Origin of the sequence: Bifidobacterium sp. ESL0798 (genome assembly GCF_029395415.1) — a bacterium.
Classification (GTDB): Bacteria; Actinomycetota; Actinomycetes; order Actinomycetales; family Bifidobacteriaceae; genus Bifidobacterium.
Map to the genome: position 1 here is coordinate 97,553 of NZ_CP113914.1, position 20,366 is coordinate 117,918.

8 protein-coding genes and 2 pseudogenes are annotated in these 20,366 nt (G+C 54.6%); 5 read left to right on the plus strand and 5 right to left on the minus strand.

Going from position 1 to position 20,366, the window contains the following annotated elements:
• Positions 1 to 14: 14 nt before the first annotated feature.
• Positions 15 to 1,460, minus strand: coding sequence for a glycoside hydrolase family 2 TIM barrel-domain containing protein (locus OZX74_RS00365; protein ID WP_277156639.1), 1,446 nt, complete (start codon positions 1,458 to 1,460; stop codon positions 15 to 17).
• Positions 1,461 to 1,731: 271 nt separating this feature from the next.
• On the opposite strand from OZX74_RS00365, the pseudogene OZX74_RS00370 reads away from it, so the two are divergent.
• From OZX74_RS00370 to OZX74_RS00380, 3 genes and pseudogenes are all read left to right on the plus strand, one after another.
• Positions 1,732 to 4,667 (plus strand): annotated as a pseudogene (locus tag OZX74_RS00370) (glycoside hydrolase family 3 N-terminal domain-containing protein).
• Between the two features lie 315 nt (positions 4,668 to 4,982).
• Positions 4,983 to 7,430 carry a glycoside hydrolase family 3 C-terminal domain-containing protein gene (locus OZX74_RS00375; protein ID WP_277156640.1) on the plus strand — a complete coding sequence of 816 codons (2,448 nt, stop codon included), beginning with the start codon at positions 4,983 to 4,985 and terminating at the stop codon, positions 7,428 to 7,430.
• Positions 7,427 to 8,002 carry a GtrA family protein gene (locus OZX74_RS00380; RefSeq protein ID WP_277156641.1) on the plus strand — a complete coding sequence of 192 codons (576 nt, stop codon included), beginning with the start codon at positions 7,427 to 7,429 and terminating at the stop codon, positions 8,000 to 8,002. Before OZX74_RS00375 ends, OZX74_RS00380 begins: the two co-directional genes overlap by 4 nt.
• Before the next feature lie 138 nt (positions 8,003 to 8,140).
• Here the strand turns inward: OZX74_RS00380 and OZX74_RS00385 are convergent.
• The 4 genes and pseudogenes from OZX74_RS00385 to OZX74_RS00400 form a co-directional block, all read right to left on the minus strand.
• Positions 8,141 to 9,465 (minus strand): annotated as a pseudogene (locus OZX74_RS00385) (GHKL domain-containing protein).
• 190 nt (positions 9,466 to 9,655) lie between these two features.
• Positions 9,656 to 10,375, minus strand: a complete 720-nt coding sequence (locus OZX74_RS00390; protein ID WP_277156642.1) for a LytTR family DNA-binding domain-containing protein — start codon at positions 10,373 to 10,375, stop codon at positions 9,656 to 9,658.
• 523 nt (positions 10,376 to 10,898) lie between these two features.
• Positions 10,899 to 11,150 carry a hypothetical protein gene (locus tag OZX74_RS00395; RefSeq protein WP_277156643.1) on the minus strand — a complete coding sequence of 84 codons (252 nt, stop codon included), beginning with the start codon at positions 11,148 to 11,150 and terminating at the stop codon, positions 10,899 to 10,901.
• A 545-nt stretch (positions 11,151 to 11,695) separates the two neighbouring features.
• Positions 11,696 to 11,938 carry a hypothetical protein gene (locus OZX74_RS00400; protein WP_277156644.1) on the minus strand — a complete coding sequence of 81 codons (243 nt, stop codon included), beginning with the start codon at positions 11,936 to 11,938 and terminating at the stop codon, positions 11,696 to 11,698.
• 944 nt (positions 11,939 to 12,882) lie between these two features.
• Between OZX74_RS00400 and OZX74_RS00405 the strand changes: the two genes are divergently transcribed.
• Positions 12,883 to 18,084 (plus strand): hypothetical protein, encoded by a 5,202-nt coding sequence (locus tag OZX74_RS00405; RefSeq protein ID WP_277156645.1) that lies wholly within the window; start codon positions 12,883 to 12,885, stop codon positions 18,082 to 18,084.
• 97 nt (positions 18,085 to 18,181) lie between these two features.
• Positions 18,182 to 20,185, plus strand: coding sequence for a hypothetical protein (locus tag OZX74_RS00410; protein WP_277156646.1), 2,004 nt, complete (start codon positions 18,182 to 18,184; stop codon positions 20,183 to 20,185).
• Positions 20,186 to 20,366 lie beyond the last annotated feature (181 nt).

Consider the following 20,366-nt stretch of genomic DNA (forward strand, 5'->3'; position numbering starts at 1 on the left):
CTTTGTGTCTGGATTTATCCTGCCGGTTTTCGGCGGTTGAACCCGCATGCTCCGGGTACGATGTCTTCTCGCGAAAGCTCGGGTGGGCGCTCGCCGGCTTCCGATTCGGCCTCTTTGTGCGCTTTCTTGTCGGAATAGACGCCGAAACCGATCGAGCTCAAGAAATTGAAAAAGATATTGATCCCGCAGGTCACCGGTCGGCTAGGGTCGAGGGTGTGCAGCAGATCGACCATGGATCGGGTCAGCGCGATGCCCTTCTTTTCGGCGGTTTCGCTCACTTCATTGCCGATCGAATACATGACGACGCTGGGATGGTTGCGGTCTTTTGAGACCATGGCCGCTAGGTCCCCGCGCCAATTGGCGGAGAAGTAATCGACATAGTCGTAGAGGGTTTTGTGAATGTACCAATGGTCGATGTATTCGTCCAGGACGAGCATCCCCAGCTCGTCACATGCATCGAGAAGGGCCTTGGAGCAAGGGTTATGGGCCGAGCGTATGGCATTGTAGCCTTGGGCCTTCAGCTCTTCGACTTTGCGCCGTTCGGCATCGGGGAACGCGGCGGCCCCCAGTATGCCGTTGGTGTGGTGGATGCAGGCGCCTTGCAGGATGGTACGTCTTGCGTTGATGAGGAATCCGCGCTCGCCCCAGGCAAGCGTACGCACACCGAACGTCGTGCTGGCCGTGTCGGCGGTGGTCTCGCCGTGTTCGGCTTGGTACCTTACTTGGCAGGTATAAAGATTGGGATGTTCCGGGCTCCACAATTGTGCATTGGGGATATCGAGCATGACGGTTGCGTTGCCTTGCTCGTCGGTTTCGCAGTTTGCGGATGCCACCGATGGCATTGACCCGGAAGCTTTTGATGTAATGCGTTCGGATGCCGGCGTATCGGTATCCTGTTTCCCCTCGAAGATCTCGATATACGCGCTGCCTGCTCCGGTGGTCTGCAGCGTGACTTCGATTCTTGCCGGGTCCGTCGATATCGTGCGCACCCCGATGCCTTCGAAGCGGATATGCTCGCGTGGCCCCGTCCAAAGCGTGACCGGACGGTAGATGCCCGCTCCTGAATACCAGCGGGAGTTGGGCTGGTCGGCGTTATGCGCTACCACCCGGATTTCGTTGTCCTTGCCGATGGCGACCAGCTCGGTGATGTCAACCGTGAATCCGCTGTACCCATAGTCGCAGGAACCGGCCTTTCGCCCGTTGACGAAGACTTCGGCAAGCCGGTAGACGCCCTCGAACTCGAGAATGATGGCGTCGTCGCGCAGGTCCTCGCCAGGTGTGAAGTGTCGGATGTATTCGTAATCGCGTCCGTCGAACCATCCGGTGTTGGTCCCTCCCGGAGCGTTCTCCAGACGGGGCTCGTAAAGCATGGCGTCATGCGGCAGCGTCACCGGCGTAAACGCTTCGTCGCTGTCCAAGTGCCGAACCTGCCAGTTCCCGTCGAATCCTGTTGACTGCATAGACGCTCTTTTCTACTATGTTTTGATACTACCGTCGTGCGTTGTCGAAAAGGATTTGACGTGGGATGGTTGCAAAACGTGCGTGGAAAATGACAGGCTGAGCCACAGTCTTGAGAATTCAGGATTGCCATTACACAATGAAGCTGTATGAATGTAGCATCGTCGCATGGCTTGGTTCAAAGTTGAGCGAGTAGATGTGGTGGTTACGTCAAATGAGACGTGACAGCCATTGTTCATTCATGATATGTGAAACATAAAGAGAGGACTTCTCATGTTGCAGATCAACATGGCTGATGTCGTCAACGTCATCAAGTCGCTGGTGCCCTACCTGGTAGTCATCGGCGTCTTGCTGGTTCTGGCCATTATCATCAGCGTCGCCGTCAACAAGAAGACGGTGCAAAATACCGGAACACGTAAGCTTGTGCACAGCGAGACGTGGCTGGTGGTGCTGGTCGCCATCGTCGCCGCTGTTTCGATGATGCTCACTGGCCCGATGTCCACGTTGCTCAACAACGTGACTTCCAAGAAATACGTGCTTTCGCAGGACACCATCAGCCGGGCCAACAAGCTCGCCGAAGAGGTGCAGGCCGAAGGCATCACCATGCTCAAGAACGATGATTCCAATCTGCCGTTGAACGGCAAGAAGGTCAACGTCTTCGGCTGGGCCTCGACCAACCCAATTTATTCCGGCACCGGTTCAGGCGCCATGAATACGCAGTACAAGACCGTGAGCGTTCTCGATGGCATGAAGAAGGCAGGTCTTCAGACCAACGCCGATCTGACCAAGGTCTACACCGACTACATGAAGCAGCGTCCGGTCATCAAGGGTGCCATGTTCGCGCCGAATTGGGAGCTTCCTGAGGCTCCGGTCGACAAGTATCCGGCCAACGCTATGGAGAACGCCAAGAAGTTCTCCGACAATGCCGTCGTGTTCCTGGCTCGCCAGGGCGGAGAGGGCAACGACCTGCCGACCAATATGAAGGCTCCGGGCGTCTCCTTCAACAACAACTCCAAGAGCTATGAGGACTTCAAGGACGGCCAGTCCTTCCTCGAACTCGATCAGACCGAGCGCAACATGCTCGACATGGTCACCAAGAACTTCAAGAACGTCACCGTCGTCTACAATGGCGGCAACGCCTTCCAGTTCAGCTTCCTCAAGGACTATCCGCAGATCAAGTCCGTGCTGTGGTGCCCGCCTGCCGGCCAGACCGGTTTCACGGCCCTCGGCAAGGTGCTCGCCGGCACGGTCAACCCGTCCGGCCGTACTTCCGACACGTTCCTGAAGGACCTCAAGAAGACCGTCAACATCAACAACTTCGGCAACTTCAAGTATGACAACGCTCAGAGCCTTGGTGTGGCCACCACCGGTTTCGATGGCAAGACCAAGGTCAAGACCCCGTCGTTCGTCAACTATTCCGAAGGCATCTACATGGGCTATAAGTTCTACGAGACCGCCGCCAAGGAGGGCCTCATCAACTATGACGATGTGGTTGAGTTCCCGTTCGGCTATGGCCTGAGCTACACCAAGTTCAGCCAGAAGATGGGCAAGATCAACCATGCCGATGGCAAGGTTTCCTTCGATGTGACCGTCAAGAACGACGGTGACAAGGCCGGTAAGGATGTCGTCGAGGCCTACTTCGATCCGCCATACACCAACGGCGGCATCGAAAGGCCAGCACCAACCTTGTGGCTCTCGGCAAGACCAAGACCCTCAAGCCCGGTGAATCCCAGGACGTCAAGATTTCCTTCACGGATGGCGACATGGCCTCTTACGATTCGAAGAACGCCAAGGCCTGGGTGCTGGAGAAGGGCGATTATTCCGTCTCCATCAACTCCGATTCGCATACGGCGATCGATCAGCAGAACGTCAACGTTCCAGAGACCATCACCTATAATTCCAAGTCCAAGACCCATAACGGCGACAAGACTCCGGCCACCAACCGGTTCGACGATGTCGAAGGCGATGTGACTTATCTGTCCCGCGCCAACCACTTCGCGAACTATGCGCAGGCTACTGCCGCTCCGAAGAGCCTTTCCATGAGCGACAAGGTGAAGTCCGAGTTCATTAACAACGGCAACTACAAGCCGACCGATCACGACAAGTCCAGCGACAAGATGCCGACCACAGGTGCGAAGAACAACGTGCGCTTGGCCCAGCTTCGCGGCAAGTCCATCGACGATCCGGAGTGGGACAAGCTGCTTGATCAGATGACCTTCAAGGACATGGACGACCTGATTGCTAACGCTGGTTATGGCACCGCAGCTGTGGATTCCGTCGGCAAGGTTCATACCACCGACGCTGACGGCCCGGCCGCTCTGAACAACAACTTCACCAAGGTCGGCTCCATCGGTTTCCCGGCTGAAGTCTCCTTCGCCTGCTCCTGGAACAAGGATCTCAACAAGGAATTCGGCAAGATGATCGGCGACATGGCTCACGACATGCACGTGGACGGCTGGTACGCCCCGGGCATGGATACGCACCGCAGCCCGTTCTCCGGCCGTAACTTTGAGTACTTCTCCGAGGACGGCGAGCTCGCCGGCGCTTTGGCCGCAAGCCAGGTGCAGGGTGCCCAGTCCAAGGGTGTCTACGCCTTCATCAAGCAGTTCGCGCTGAACGACCAGGAGACCAACCGTAACGACATGCTGGCCACCTGGGCCAATGAGCAGTCGATGCGCGAGATCTACTTGAAGCCGTTCGAGATGGGTGTCAAGACCGGCGGCGCAACCGCTGCGATGAGCGCCTTCAACTACCTCGGACCCACCTATGCGGGCGCCAGCGATGCGTTGCTCAACAAGGTGCTGCGTGACGAATGGGGCTTCCACGGCTTCGTGTTGACCGATTACTTCTCGGGCGATCCGATGCAGAATGCCGACCAGATCATCCGCAACGGCGGCGATGCGATGCTCGCCACCACCAAGGTGACCAACCACATTACCGACAAGTCCGCGACCTCCGTGATCGCGATGCGTCGTGCATCGAAGAACATCCTCTACACTGTGGTGAACGGCTGGGAGTACCAGAATGGTGAGCCCAAGGCTGCCACGCCGGTCTGGAAGACGGCCATGTACGTCGTCTGGGTTGTCGCCGCGGTGCTCTTCGTCGGCCTTGAAGTCGTAGCGGTCCGCCGTTACCTCCGTCGCCGCAACGAAGCCAAGGTCGTTGTCACCAGCGATTCGGCCGATGCCGCGACTCCTGACGAACAGTGATTGCTAAGCAATTCCACTGATACGGAATTGTAATACGGAATCACTGAGATAGAGCCTCGCCGCAACAACAGTTACAGCGAGGCTCCATCACCTTTTTATATAGCAGATATGTCCGTGCGCCAATCGTGCGAAAGAAATGACAGCTTAGCCTTTCATCAGGCAGGATATTGAAGATTATTGATTAAATAGACTTGCCGGTGGTGGATTTATGCGGTGTGGCACAAGCTTGCAGTGCCGCATAAATGTGCCAACCAACGTTCGTTCAGGGCATCGGCGACGAGACGGTGCGAACGGCAAGATGTTGTAAGGAGAATCATGAAACTCGAGGAACTTAGCGTTACCGAGAAGGCGGCATTGCTTTCCGGCGCGTCGGAGTGGACTTCGCGCGGCAATGAGCGGGCCGGAATTCCGAGCTTTGCGATGAGCGACGGCCCCAACGGGGTGCGCTGCCAACTTGGTGTGGGCGACCACTTGGGCATCGGTGTGTCCAAGCCCGCCACCTGTTTCCCGACAGCCGGCACGGTGGCCAATTCCTGGGATCCCGCGCTCGCGGAAGTTCTGGGTAAGGCTCTGGGGCGCGAGGCTCACGACCTCGGTGTCAACGTGCTGCTCGGCCCTGGCCTGAATATCAAACGCAACCCGCTTTGCGGCCGCAATTTCGAGTACTATTCCGAGGACCCTCAGGTCGCCGGGCGCATGGCGGCGGGCCTGGTCAAAGGTATCCAGAGCAATGGCGTGGCCGCGTGCCCGAAACATTTCGCGGTCAACAGCCAGGAGTTGCGGCGTCAGGCTTCCAATTCCGTGGTCGACGAACGGACGTTGCGCGAGCTGTACCTGACCGGTTTCGAGATTATGGTCCGTCAGGCGCGTCCTTGGGCCATTATGACGTCGTACAATCAGGTCAACGGCACGTATTCTCACGAAAACAAGCATCTGCTCACCGAAATCCTGCGTCAGGAGTGGGGTTTCGATGGCGCGGTCATCTCGGATTGGGGCGGTTCCAAGTCCGCTCTCGCCGCGGTGAAGGCCGGCGGAACGCTCGAGATGCCTTCTCCCGGTTACACTTCCGTGCGTGAGCTGGTTGCCGCGGTGAAGGCCGGAACGCTTTCCGAGGCGGATATCGACGCTCGTGCCGGTGAGGTCGCCAAACTTGCCAAACGGACGCATTTCGCAGGAGTTGGTCGCGATGACCTGCTTAGTGATGAGGTGGCGCAAGAACACCACAAGATCGCCCGTCAGGTCGCCGAAAACACCAGCGTATTGTTGAAAAACGGCAGTGTCGACGACAAGATTGCCCCGGCGCTCCCTCTGAAACCCGGCACTCGTGTCGCAGTCATCGGTGACATGGCGAAAACCGCACGATATCAAGGTTCCGGTTCCGCCAAAGTCAATGCAACGCAGGAAGAAAACCTGCTTGACGAGCTCAAGAAGATCGACGGTGTGGAAGTTGCGGGCTATCGGCAGGGCTATGAGCGTCACGGCGGCAAGAACGGCGTGCTGATTGATGGTGCCATAACGTTGGCCGCAGCCGATGACACCGACGTGGTGCTTGCCGTCATCGGTCTTGACGAGCGCAGCGAATCCGAAGGTCTCGACCGCTCCACTATGGCCCTCCCCGAGTGCCAGAACGAACTGGTGGAGGCGTTGGCGTCCACCGGCAAGCCCGTGGTCATCGTGCTCGTTGCCGGTTCCCCCGTTGAGCTGCCGTGGTTCGACAGCGTTGCCGCACTCCTTTATATAGGACTTTGTGGCCAGGCTGGTGCTTCCGCTGCCGCCCGTGTACTCACTGGCAAGGTCAATCCGTCCGGACACCTTGCCGAAACCTGGCCGCTCAAATACGAAGACGTCCCCAGTTCCGGCTGGTACCCGTCCCCCGGCCGCGATTCGATCTATCGCGAAGGTCCGTTCGTCGGTTACCGTTACTACGAAACGGCCGGGGTGCCGGTGCGCTTCCCGTTCGGTTACGGTCTGAGTTACAGCGCGTTCACCTATTCCGGTCTGGCCGGCGACAAGAACGGCATCGCGTTCACCGTGACCAACGATTCGGATGTCGCCGGTGCCACCGTCGCCCAGATGTATGTCCGCGGGCCTCGTGGTGGCGCGATGCGTCCCGACCGCGAGCTCAGGGGCTTCAAGAAGGTCTTCCTCGGCGCGCACGAGACCAAGACGGTCACGATCCCCTTCGATCGCTATACATTCCGCCATTACGACGTCGTTACCGGACAATGGAAAACCGAGACCGGCATGCGTGAGATTCTGGTCGGCGACAGCGTGGAGCATTTGCCGCTTTCCGTCACCCAGATGGTTCGGGGCGATAGCGATTTGTGCCCGCCGAACCCGGCTCTTGGCCACTATCTCAAAGGGCAGATCAAGGAAGTCTCCGACAGCGAGATGACGGCTCTCTTCGGTCACAGCGTTGCCGCGTCCGGCGAACCAACCGTTTTCGGCGAGAACGACCCGATTTCCTCGTGGGCGGATTCGCGCGGCTTTGTGGCTCGAACCATCGCCAAGGTATTGACCAATAAAGAGGTCAAAATTCGCCAGAAGACTGGCCAACCCGACCTCAGCATCCTCTTCGTGCTGAATATGCCGCCGCGTGCGATATGCAAAATGGCGCAAGGCATGATCGATTCCGCGATGGTGCAGGCCGTCGTCAAGATCGCGAACGGCCATACCTTCCGTGGCGCCGGTTCGTTCATCGCCGGTTATTTCCGCAATATTTCCGCCAACAAGCGCGTAGCAAAGGAGCTTGAAAACAAATGAGTGACACCAACAAGAACGAAAGCTCGCAGCAGGTCGAGGGCACGGGTTTCATCGCCGCGTGCAAGCGTCTGATCAATAAGTATCCGAACCTGTGGGAATTCATTAAGTTCAACGTGCTTTCGAATATCTCGACCATCACGCGTTTCGTGGCCGTGTGGATTCTGACTGCGCTGTTCGTGCACGCCATGCACCTGACCCAGCCGTTCAGCTTCCTCATCTTCAACTACTCGAAGCCCAGTACCAACGGCCTTGGCGGCTTCCTCACCTTCCTCATCGCGGAAATCTGCGCGCAGGCCGTTAACTTCGTGGTGCAGATGAAGTGGGTCTTCAAGTCCGACGCGAGCTTCAAGTCCGCGGCTTGGAAGTACGCGATCCTGGCCATCATCATCGTGGTCTGCGGCCTGTTGCTGCCAGGCTACATCACCACGCTGTGCAAGGGTTTCGGCTGGAATGACGCCGTTTCCTCCACCCTCGCTTCCGTGGTCAACACCGTCCTGGCCGTCATCATCAGCTACCCGCTTCTGAAGTGGTGGATCGCCCCCGCCAAGAAGGACGACGAAGCCGACAAGTAGAGGCAGTTTCGTCGGTATCGGCTAGGCGCGGTACCGACGTTATAAAGGGGTAAAAGGTCGGTCGATAGGAATACGTGATTGGCGGAATTCCGCCATTGCGGATAACCTATCGGCTGGCCTTTTGTTGTATGTGGTCTTTTATCGTGGGAGCAATACGGTCAGGGTGAACCAGTGGTCGCGGGCCTTGATGGTGACGTCGCCGTGATAGAGACCGGCGATATGCTTGATCGATTTCACGCCAAAGCCATGGACCCGCTGATCGGACTTGGTGGTACGCAGGTTGCCTTGATCGTCGGTTCGCAAAGCCGATTCGTAATAGTTTTCGACGCGAATGACGGTAAATTGACCGTGTTGATAAAGTGCGAGCTTGATCAGCCGGCGTTCCGGTTCTGTGACCTTGGAGGTCGCTTCGATGGCGTTGTCGAGAGCGTTGCCGAAAAGCGTGGCGATATCCATCGAGCTCATATCAGTCAGGAGCTTGCCGTCCGCAACGGTGGTGAGCGTAATGCCTTTTTCTCGCAGGCTTTCACTTTGGAAGTAAGGATGACATCGAGCACGGAATTGCCGGTATGCTCTTGCGCGCTATATTCCTTGACCGACGCCTCAAGCTGTTCGAAGCCGGCGGCCGCGTGTTCCGGGTCGACTTCGGCGCGCAGCGCGGTGATCTGGTGCTTCAGGTCGTGCGAAATGCGCCCAAGCGATTCGATGTTTTCCTTGGATTGCAGGTATTCCTGGTGCTCGCTCTGCAGCTTGGCATCGATGGAAGCGAGTTCGACATTGGCCCGCGCCACCCTCGCCTGCTCCTGCTGCGCGCCGAGAATCGCGTAACCGCACAGATCGACGAGCGTGCGGATATAGAAGATCTCCTGCCCCACGGAACCGGAGAAAGGCGTGTTGGTCGAAACAAAGCTCAGGTTGCTCATCGCAAAGGTGACGATGGTGATGATGATGGAACCCAATACCGCAGTGCGGCTTGGATTCATTGGCTTGTCACGCTCGAAATTACGGCGTTCGATGGCCCAAGCCAAGCCAAAGCCGACCAGATAGATCGCCGTGGCGAGTATGGCTGTGGACAGGCCCGTTTTGGAGAGTCGCCTATGCATATTAAATCCGATGAACGTCGCGATCTGCCAGTGCAGCGATGCGACGAGTTCCGCGAGCACGAACGCGCGCGCGGTGATATACAGCCCTTCGCGTGGCGTTGTTTGTGCGCCAAGAAAGATAATAAGGTACATTCCCGCTACGGCAAGTAGCATACCCAGAATCCAGAAATCAAGGCTCATCGTCCCGTCGAAATATTGGATGCCGATAATCGCCGGCAGCCCGATTCCGGCCACGAGCAGGCTCCGCCATTTCGGTGCCCTTCGGTAGATGACCAACAGGTAGACCACGCAGGCCAGCCATTCGCAGATGCCGGTGTAAAGTCGCGGAATGTTGGGCAGCGCATTGGTGATGGTGTTCATCGAGAGCCTCCCAGGTTACATCGGTGCGTGCCTGTTTGTTGCAGCCTGCGCTCCCGCCGAACGTTCCTCCAGCTGCCGTCGTAAAAGTGTGCTGAGAGGGGGCTAAGTTGTGTGTTTCTGACGGTGGTGTCGAAAACATGCATGATGACTGGGCTTGGATGCGCTTTTCTGACGGTGCAAGCGAACACGTTCATTGCAGGCCGCCGTTGATATAGCCGGTCAGCGCAGCGACGAAGGCTTTCTTGCGCGGGCGGCTGACGCGCAGGCGCTCGCCGGTGCTCATGATGCAGTCTTGGTCTTGGATGCCGGTGACATGCCGCAGATTGACCAGATAGCAGGAATTGGAGCGGAAGAAGTCATGCCCGTCCAGCTGCGTTTCGAGTTCCTTCAGCGTTGATGTGACGGAAAGTTTGCCGTCGAGCGTATGGATGATGATTGTATGACGAATTGATTCGATGTAGACGATGGATCTGAGCTCGATGCGCGTGCGCTGCGAACCGGTCTCGAAGAGCATCGAATCGTCGGCCTGCCGCCGCACCGTCTCGATTGAGCGCTTGATTTCCTGGCTGAATGCGAAGTAAGGCACTGGCTTCAGCAGGTAGGAGAGCGCCTGCACCTCATAGCCATTGATGGCGTATTGCGAGGCGTTGGTGATGAAGACGATGACGACGCTGTTGTCGATCTTGCGTATCCGCCGTGCCGCCTCCATTCCGTTCATCTGCTTCATTTCGATGTCAAGCAAAAGAATGTCATAGATCGGCCGGTAATTCTCGACGATTTTCGCACCGTCGTCGAAAACCGAAACGGTAAAGTTTTCGCCGTTTTCGGTTTGGTAACGGTTGAGATAATCCAGCACTTTCTGGCATGCGGCGGGCTCGTCTTCTACTACCCCAACTCTGATGCCGCGCATCGTCGCCGCCTTTCGCACAAGGTTCTTACCTCATAATATTCCTCTATAGCATGATTCTGCGGTTTTTCCGGAGATTCCGCTATGTTGTCGCTATCGGCTCCTGATTTGTTTACGTGAGCGATAAATGGTTAAACAATTTACGTCTATCTTATTATCGCATATGTCCGAACGTCTTTCGGCGTCAGCCGAAAATCGCCGTGTGGGAAAAATGACATAAGCGTGTCTCAATATTTTGTATGGCAACCGTTTGCCATATATGTTCATAGTCGATTGCAAGCGTGCCTAACAACCGGCTCGCTCGTCGCTAACGACAGTTTCGCTATAAAGGTCGGCCGACAGGTTCGCGGTTGGTATTGATTTCACCATTTCCGCAGCCTGTCGGCCGACCTTTATGCGTTCTGGGCTCAAGCCAACAGCAGCCATGTGGTCAATCCTGGCCGCAAGGTCATCGTCGGCTCGTAAGCCATATAAAAATGGGTTGGCAGCACATTGGTTGTCAACCCGATTGAAATTGATAAATTATCTAGGCGGTTTTTGTCTCAAGCGTCTCGCCGTCAACGTCATTCCCGCGTCCGACGATGTCTTTCAGTTGTGTTTTCTCGTTGTCGCGGCGAACGATTTCCTGCGCGATCGACTCAATGCTGCACAAGCGCAGCGCGTTGTCTCCTCGAACGCCTGAAGCCTCTTCGCTGCTGATGACGCCGGTTTTCACGAGTGCGTCAACGGGATTGATTCCATAGCTTCGTGCGATGGCGATAATTTCATCGGTCGCCAACTCTTTTGATTTGAAACGCTTGTAAAGGGTGGCATAGGGGATATCAGCCTCTTGCGAGATTCTATTGATCGAATCGTCATGTGTGATTACTCGTAGCCATTCAATATTATTATGTCGAATTATTTCCATGTTTTTATTTTCCGATAATTCAGATGAAAATGTAAGGGCTGATATTTCGTAAAGCGTTTGACGTTTTTAATGATTATCGGTTTTTGATGATATTTCTACAGAAGATTTTTGTGAATTTTATTTTGTCTAATATGTTGATAAAGCCTTGTATCTATAAGGAAATCAGACTAATATTTAATCTGTGAGCACATTTCATGTGTTTAAAATGTCAAAAAAATAACATAGATTTGGTTTCTTAGTACGTCAAAATCGTTTAACGAAATTTTTAAAAAAATTATATAAAACGTTCGAAATAGTATAGATTCAGTTATTAGCGTAATCCTAGCTATTTGTCTAACGCAAAATGGGTGTCTTGTCCCTCGTCGGCACCTAAACGTTTTGCACATCCAGGTGCCGCTCAGTCGGATTTCCTTCAGTTAAAAAGCGTTCGCATCGCTTTCGCGCCGGATAATCTCCTGGGTGATGTCGCTGATACTGGTGAGCCGCAGACCGTTGTTTCCTCGAACGGCGGTCGCTTCCTCCTTATTGATGACGTTGGTTTGAACCAATGCCTCCACAGGATTGATGTTGTAGCCTCGTGCAATGGCGATGATTTCATCGGTGGCGAGTGTGTCCAATTTGAAACGCTTATACAGAGTCGTATACGGAATCCTGCTCAATCGTGAAATCTTATTGATGGAGTCGTCGTGCGTGAGGCGTCTAAGCCATTCGATTGGGTTATTATTCGTATTTTTGGTCATTCACTTATTATGCGACACAGAATCTTAAAAAGGAATCACGATAAAACTTAAACGTTTGATGTAAAAGAGATGAATGTCATAAATGAAACGTTCTCATGTGATAAAAATTACCCTAAATAGTTTATTTTTTAAATTGTATTATCATTTTACTTTCCTTGTTTTTCCTAGATATAAAGCACTTTTATTTGCAATTTGAAGGGTTGTTTCGTTGTTTTTCGAACGATAAAATTATTTAGGCATAACGAATTCAGATATATGGTTTAGTGAATGTGAGATTTTTGGGATTCTGCTAAAGGCTAAATCTGTTTAGTCCAAAAATTGGACAGTATCTTTTTTGATTGTTCGCCGGGTTTATGTATATCAAACGTTTGCCTTCACTTTTTCGAAGAAATTATTCGATTTTGGGGATCAGAACTTTGCGCATCGCGTAGGTCGTTTGCGTCTTCTTTTTGGAAAAACAATTAAAGGATGGCAGCTTTCGATTATAATAAGAATTATCACGTCGTCGTGAAGGCTCTGCAGAACCGCGATTCGCCGATCGATTTGCTTTTTTATTTATCGATAACTATTATTACAGAATAATAGTATTGAGAGAAAGCCAAGGAATGAAAAAAACCACGACAAGTTGGCGTACTATGCTCGCCAAACTTTTGGCTGCCGTAGTCGCAGCTGGAACTGTTATTGGATTGGCTGTCGTAGGCGGTGCGAATGCTCAGAGCGCGCCTGCCGAGTCAGACGCCGGGTCTTCGCACACCGTTCAACCACTTTCGGCTAATATTGTCGGACACAAACCCTCATTGACCAAATTGATGGGCTACAACGCGAGCGGCTTGTGGACCACGCAAGGTCTTCATGCGGACTTTATGTTGCGTGTAGGCCACGGCGACGTCGCTCCGGAATGTGTCGGGCTTGCAACCGGCGCCCAAGGCGAGAAAGTGCGATCGGCCTCCAACAGTGGTCTCGACGAGCAGGGTAAATGCGGGTTGCAGCTCTTTGTCGGCGACGGCACGGATGCGCAGTCGAAGAACCTGATGCGTCCGTTGGCGTATATGAATACGTTGCGTGCCAGTAAAGAGGCTGACAACACGACGCAAAATCTCAACGCCGCCGAACAGGCCTTCAACGGTGCCGCCGGCAACTTCTTCACCATTCATTCCGTTGCAGCTTCTGCTGAGCAGGGTTACGACGACCTGACCATTGGTTTGAAAGCCGATGCGTTGAAGAGCTCGGATATCAACGATTTGAAGATTTATGCCGTGGTTAATGACGGCGACGCCCATGCCCCGATTACGCTTGGCGACACGAGCGTGGCGGGAGCCGATGCCGATGTGGCCGTTCCCGATAGTCTTGAAAATTCCGGTTATGCAGCTGAGCTTATCCAAGGACAGGCCTTGAATCCCGATGGCATGTCCTGGTGCGGCGACAAGTCCTCCATTACCTGTGCTGCCCCAGCTGCCAAGGCCGATACATCGGCAAAGAAGGAAGAGTCCGCCAAGTCGGCCAACGCCGAAGTGGGAACGCGATCCTCGGATTCCAAAATTTCATTGAAGACGATGCTGAACTACGTCAGCCGTGTCGAGGTGCCCGGTAGTTTCCTGCGTGCTGACTTTGTATTGCGTGTTCCGCATCGTTCCGTCAACGCTAACCTTGATAAGCCGGGAATCTCGTTCCTGTTCTCGAAAGACGGGAAAAAGGATTCCGCGCTGGTGCCCACCAAATATGTCAAGTCGATGGGTACTTCGAAAGGTGCTGCGGACTGGGCCAAGACCCCGAATGTCGCCAATGACGGCAGCTCCAATGCCTTCACCATCCACAGTGTCAACACGGAGCCTGCGGCAAGCGGAGACACTGAGTTTGATGATATTTCCGTTTCAATAAAGGGCAACCTTGACTATTCCGCGACTCGTGTGGACGAGAGCACGCCTGGCGGTGTGGACGCTCAACTTTATCTTTATGCCACACAAAGCGATAATGTCGCTTCTGATGTGACTGGCAACACTCTTGACATGACTAATTCCTCCGAGATTGCAGAACCGTTGAAGCTCTATTCGAGCGTAAACTGCACAGACACTACCAGCGGCTGCAACGGCCCACGCCTGGGCGTCGGCAAAGAAGGCGCCGTGGACACTTGGTGGGATATCAGCAAGTCTGGGTCTTGGAAGGGCAACAACGCCACCGATACCCCAGGGACCAAGGGTGATTCCGCCAACTGGGGTCTGGATACCTCTTCAGGACTGGCAACAGGAGGCCGTGGTCTCTCCAGCGATACCCCCACGGGTGTCGCCCCGAGCACGACATTCATGAACCTTTGGTATAACCCGGCAAGCCCCTATGATCCGCATGGGAACGTGCCCAAGGGAGACAAGCATGATTGCTCGCAAGTTGGCAAGTACCTCTTCCAGTGGGTTGGTCTTAACAGGGACAACAATTGGGTGCCCGTCAACGATCTGACCCCAACGGCTCAGGAGAACAACCAGGTGGTCGTCTCTTCGCCTGACAACAATGAGTATGGCTACTTTGCCGCGTTCAACAAGACCAATGGCTCCCCGTCTTACGGCGGACGCACCACCGATCCTCTTGTCGCCAAGAAACCCGGAAGTTCCGACCTTGCTGCGGCTCAGCTTCAGGATGGTTCCGTCGACTTCGCCAAGGCGCGCGTCGACCAGCCGGAACTTACCGGTTACTTCAAGCTGGTCGCTTGGCCTGAAACGACGAACCCGGATAACACCGCCTGCTCGGCTAACCAAGATGTCTACAATCCGCTGGCAGCTCAGAGCACCAGCAGTAAGGGCATTCTTTCGACCATGCAGCCTTCAGAGGCCAATGCATGGTTGGCCAAGGGATGGTCGGTCAACTCCGCGTTCTATAACTTCAACTCTTTCACGGAAGTCCCGACCATTGATACCCCGGCCGATAATTCCAAGCTTCCTGAGGTTTACAAGCCGTCGTTGACCGGACACGGCACTCCCGGCGACAAGGTCATGATCTATCGCCAGATTGACGGCAAGGGCTTCACTCAGCAGAATTCCAAGGATGTGCTCGTGGGCGCGAACGGGATGTGGGTGTTCAAGGACACCCAGACTCCGGATCCGGACGGCCAGCAGCACGTCTATCAGTATCGTGTGCAGCAGATTCCCACCACTTTGGGTGGTGGACGCGATATGCCTTCCGATTTCTCGGCGACCAAGTCTTTGACTATCACGCCGGTGGATCACAAGCCGATGCTCTTCAAGATGCTCAATTACTTCAACCGGATGGACACCGGCAACGACAAGCTCCGTATGGACTTCGTGGTCCGTGTGGCTCATGACGACGTTGATTACACCACTGATACGGGGTACCGTGTCGAAACGGATAAGGATGGTGTCCAGCACAATATTCAGGATGATAACGCCAGCCAGAAGTCGATTTCTGTGTATTACGATTTTAACGGCGGTTCAGGCCATGATAGTGCTTTGAAGAAGGTCAAGTACACCAGGACCATCGACGACTATCCCGCAGCTCAGTACTGGGCAAACGCCCAGAGCAGCGATCCGCGATTCACTATTAATAGTGTGTTGAATTCGGGTGTCTACGATTATCTGAACATCTCGATCAAGGCAGATGTTGACTATAGCAACGACGAACTGGAATGCTACGGAAGCGATACTAGCAAGGGCTGCGCGAATCCTACGGCTGACCAGATCAGCAAAGATACTCCCGGCGGCACGGATTACATGCAGTATGTGTATGTCACCGCTGGCGAGAAGGCTGTAGCTGCTACAGACGCCAAACCTACCCACGCTGGGTTCAAGAGCTCCGCTAACACGGTGGATGTCGCCAACACCTTTGATGCCGATCAGGACAAGGCCGGTGACCATACCATTCATCATTACACCACCAAGCTCTATGCTTCCAGCGACTGCGCTGATGAGAAGTCCGGCTGCAATGGCCCGAGAATCGCTGCAGGTCCTATTGCTACAAACGGCGATGCGGTAAACGTCGATCAGACATGGAACCACGGTGAGAGCAACTGGGCACTGGTAACTGACAATGGTTACAACCAGGCGCCGCAGAACAAATTGCCCAAGGGCGTCGCACCTATGAATTCCTTCTGGACGATGTGGTACGACATGTCGCTGCCGAAGAGCCGAGATGCAGACAACGACGGTGCCGACCGAAACCATCCGTGCTCTGAAGTCTCAGATTTCTACTTCCAGTGGCTGGGCCTTGACCACAACAACAACTGGGTGCCCGTCAAAGACTTGACGCCTACGGCACAGTTGCGCTCTCAGCAGCAACTTTCGCACTGGAGCAATACCAAGATCGGGTTCTACTCGTCAATGAACGGCGAACTCAACGCTGGTCATTTCAAGACCCAACCCAGTAATCTGCCATATCAGTCAAGCCAGAATCTAATGTCTTTGAGCGACACTCCAAACACTGTGGCACAGGTTGGCAAGGATCCTGCTAACGGTAATGGCGGCGACGGGCACAGGGATCACCGTAATCACACTGATTACCCGGTTATGTATGCTCCTGCACAATTGCAGAACAGTTTCGGCGGTCCTGCGGCGAACACCGCAAGCGGCGATATCGACTTTGCCAAGGCGAAGGCCGACCAGCCAGACCTGACCGGTTACTTCAAGATGGTGACCTGGCCGGTGACCACGAATCCTCAGGGATTGAAGCAGCCTGACAATGTCTCTTGCAGCACGCAGACACCTGCGGCGCAGGACATCTACAACCCGATCGATCGTACGGGTGACTCCAGCAACAAGGGCATCACCATGGACATGGTGAAGAACCATCCTGATCAGGTCAACAAGTTGCTTGATGAGAGCTGGACCAACAATTCGGCTTACTTCCGTTACGACGTGCCGCGTCCGAATGCCCTTACCGTCAACAAGATTGATGGCAGCCCATTCGATAGCCCGAGCGTAGCCAGGACCATTACCGGTTCGGGGGCCGAAAAGAACTCCACCGTGATGGTTTATCGCGAGCACAACGGCGCCAGCGGCGAGGACGTTTCCGAAGACGACCTGGTGGGCAATGCCACGGTGAATTCCGACGGTACCTGGTCGATTGTCGATTCCGATGCCAACTTGGACGTCTCCAACGCAGCAAACAGGACGATTCAATACCGCGCTCGGCAGACTCAGAACAGCGGTTATCACCTCACTTCGGCAATGTCAAACGCACAGACCGTCACCTTCAAGTCCCCGAAGCCGAGCGAACCGCCAGCCTTCAATGGCGACAATGGAGACAACGGTGTTGCTGCGATTACCGTGCAGCACACGGTCAACGGAAAACTGCCACAGGACGCCAAGCTCCATATTTCCGGAACATACATCTGGAATGAGGACGGTGCCTCTATCAAGGTTTGTGCGCAAGCCGCTGATGCCTCCTACCAGCCGGTCAACAAGCCGGGAAGCAGTGAACAGGTGGCTCCGGTATGCAATACCGTGCCAGTTACCGGCGGAACGTGGGCCGTTGACCTTGACGAGAACCAGTTCAATGCCGGTGTCGGCACTAACGGTAACGTCACGGACCAGCGTACGCACTATGTGCTTACCGCCGTGCTCGTCAACAAGGACGGCGTTGAGTCTGATCCCGCCTCGAAGAATGCGGTGCTCGATATGCGCGCCCCGCACACTGGTGCCACCTCTGCAGGCTGGAACGGCCTCTCAGGTATCGCCTGGCATAACTCCGACAGCAAGGACAACGATCCGTTGCCAGATGGGTTCACCGTTGAGGTGACATGGCCGACGGGCTCCGCTACGCAGAAGAGCAGCAAGGTTTTCACCGGTACTGATGGAAAGTGGTCCTTCGAAATACCTAACGGTACGAACCAGGGTGATGTTCAGGTTCGGGTCACCGACAAGGAGACCAACCAGTCAGCACTTGAGACCAAGCCGCTCAACCTGACGCGCACCAAGAACCTGCCGATTACAGGCGGCTGGTGGGCCCTGTTGGCTGCATTGCTGGCGGCAGTGGCACTTGCCTTTGCCTACTTCATGAGCCAAAAACGGCCTCAGAAAAAGCATTCGATGAAGTCCATCGGAGGGGAGGGTTCATCGCACTGATGAGGAAAAGTCAGATTAATCAATGTTGTACAGCGCTCGGGCCCTGAGGCCCTCGTGTTGTGGAAATCTAAACAAACACAAGAAGTAAAGGAAAACAATGAATAAGAAGAAAAAGCTAGGCGCGCTTTTGGGAGCGGTCGTATCCGCTGCCACATTGCTGTCGTTAGCGCCTTTCGGTGTAGCAAATGCAGATCCTGCAAGCCATGGTGACAATGACGGCTCGACGCCGCTCACCCTGGTTGATCCGGGTAAGAACGTAGGGGCGACCATCAAGGTGATGGCTTCTCCTCAGAACATTTCCGGACATACGTTCGCTGCGATTCGCTTGGGAACCTACAAAGCAGCTTCCGTTGACAACAACGGCGCTTTGACTGGTTTCATGCTCGACACCGATCCCGGTGTGCTGACTGGTGCGAAGACCGCGTTGAACAGCATCCCCGGTTTCACGCATGACAGCAACTACTCGACGGACAATCCTGTCGGTGAGCTGGCTTCGCAATACCTCGGCTTTACTGCTACGGACAATTCGACGAACAAGGATACGACCTCGTACGACCCGACCGCTCAGAGCAACAAGACGTCGATGTGGGCCGGCGGTGTCCGTGACTTCGTTACCTCGCTGACCAAGCAGAGCGACTTCGCGGCCAAGCAGCAAGCCGCTGCCGCCAACGCGAATGTCGCAAACTCTGGTATGAGGGCCCCTGTGAGCACCACCAACACCTCCTTCGATGTGCCGGTCAGCCAGCCTGGCCTGTACGCCATTGAGGATGTTACCGGTGGCAGCACCAACGGTGGTACGAATTCGATTCCGATGCTCGTGGGCACCGCTGTGTATTCGGACCTCGGCTCCGGCAATACAAAGGCCTACGCCGCCGTCGCCAATGGCGGTCAGGCTTTGGGACAGGTGAGCATGAAGAACGATCTGCCCACCATCGTCAAGGAACGTGCCGATAAGAACCAGGCACTGGGTGACAACAATGGCTACATCCAGTACTACATCAAGACTCAGGTGCCGCTGACCACTGGTTTCAAGCACTATGTCTTCAACGTACAGGATGATTCCACCGATCCGTTGACGTATGTCAGCGATAGCACCCACAAGACGCAGGTCTTCGTCAAGAACACAGCCCCGGATCCTGACACCGATACCGCCATTCCTTCCAATTCCTACAGCATTCTCAATAGTGATGTTGATGGTACGTCGGTGACCGGCGCTCCGACCAATGGTTATGCCCATCGCATTGTCTTCAACTTCTACGACACGTTTGTCGGACACTACAAGCATGGTGACCAGATCCTCATTTCCTATTGGATGAAGTTCGATGTGGATCACGGTGATCGTAAGAACGTCAAGAACATGGCGAAGATGGAATATTCCGACGATGTGAACAACCAGCCGACTGATAGCGGCAACGGTAACGCGAACAACTCCGGCAACAACGGTCATACCTCTGGTTCCGGCAGTTCCAGCAACAATAGCGGCAACTCGAACGGCGACAACGGCGGCTCTTCCGTCGTCGACAACACGCTCTATGGTGTCTCCCTGATCAACAAGCTCTATGGTGACAACGGTGCTAAGTTGGCCGGTTCGGAATTCAGGCTGTTCAGGTCCAGCGACACTAGCTTGAGCAATCCGCTTCATTTCGCTGCTGATCAGAACAACCCTGGTGTCTATTCGCTGTCGACCAAGCCAGGCGATACGTTGACCAACGTGACTCCTGCCTCCAGTGGTTCGAACATGGGTAAGATTCAGCTCAAGGATCTCGATGGCGGCGATTACGTCGTCAAGCAGGTCAAGGGTGCGACCGGTGTCCGTAGCCTGTTCCTGCCGCAGTTCAAGCTCACTGTAGGCAAGAATTCCGCCGGTGCTACGTACGTCAAGAACAGCGCCGATAACTGGAACCTTCAGCTCGTTTCCGCAAGCGACAATGCACCTAACGGCACGGTCACGGTCAACAACGTGACTGCAGTCTCCCAGCTGCCTCTTACCGGTAGCGCAGGAATTGCGCTGATCGTGCTCGCGATCGTCGCGCTCTCCTTGGTGGCAGCAGGCACTACGGTGCTCAAGCGCCGCCACGAAGCAGCTCGTCGCGCCAAGTGATTGCCAGCCTCTGACGCATGAATTTCAGAATGAATTTCCTGATTTTCTTACGTAAGAGGCCGAGGTAAGAACCTTGATATTACGTCTGCCGGAATAGGTTGATGCCTGTTCTGGCAGACGTTTTGTTTTCTAGACTGATATAATTTAGCGGAATATAAACTTTTAGCAGGTATATTTTGTC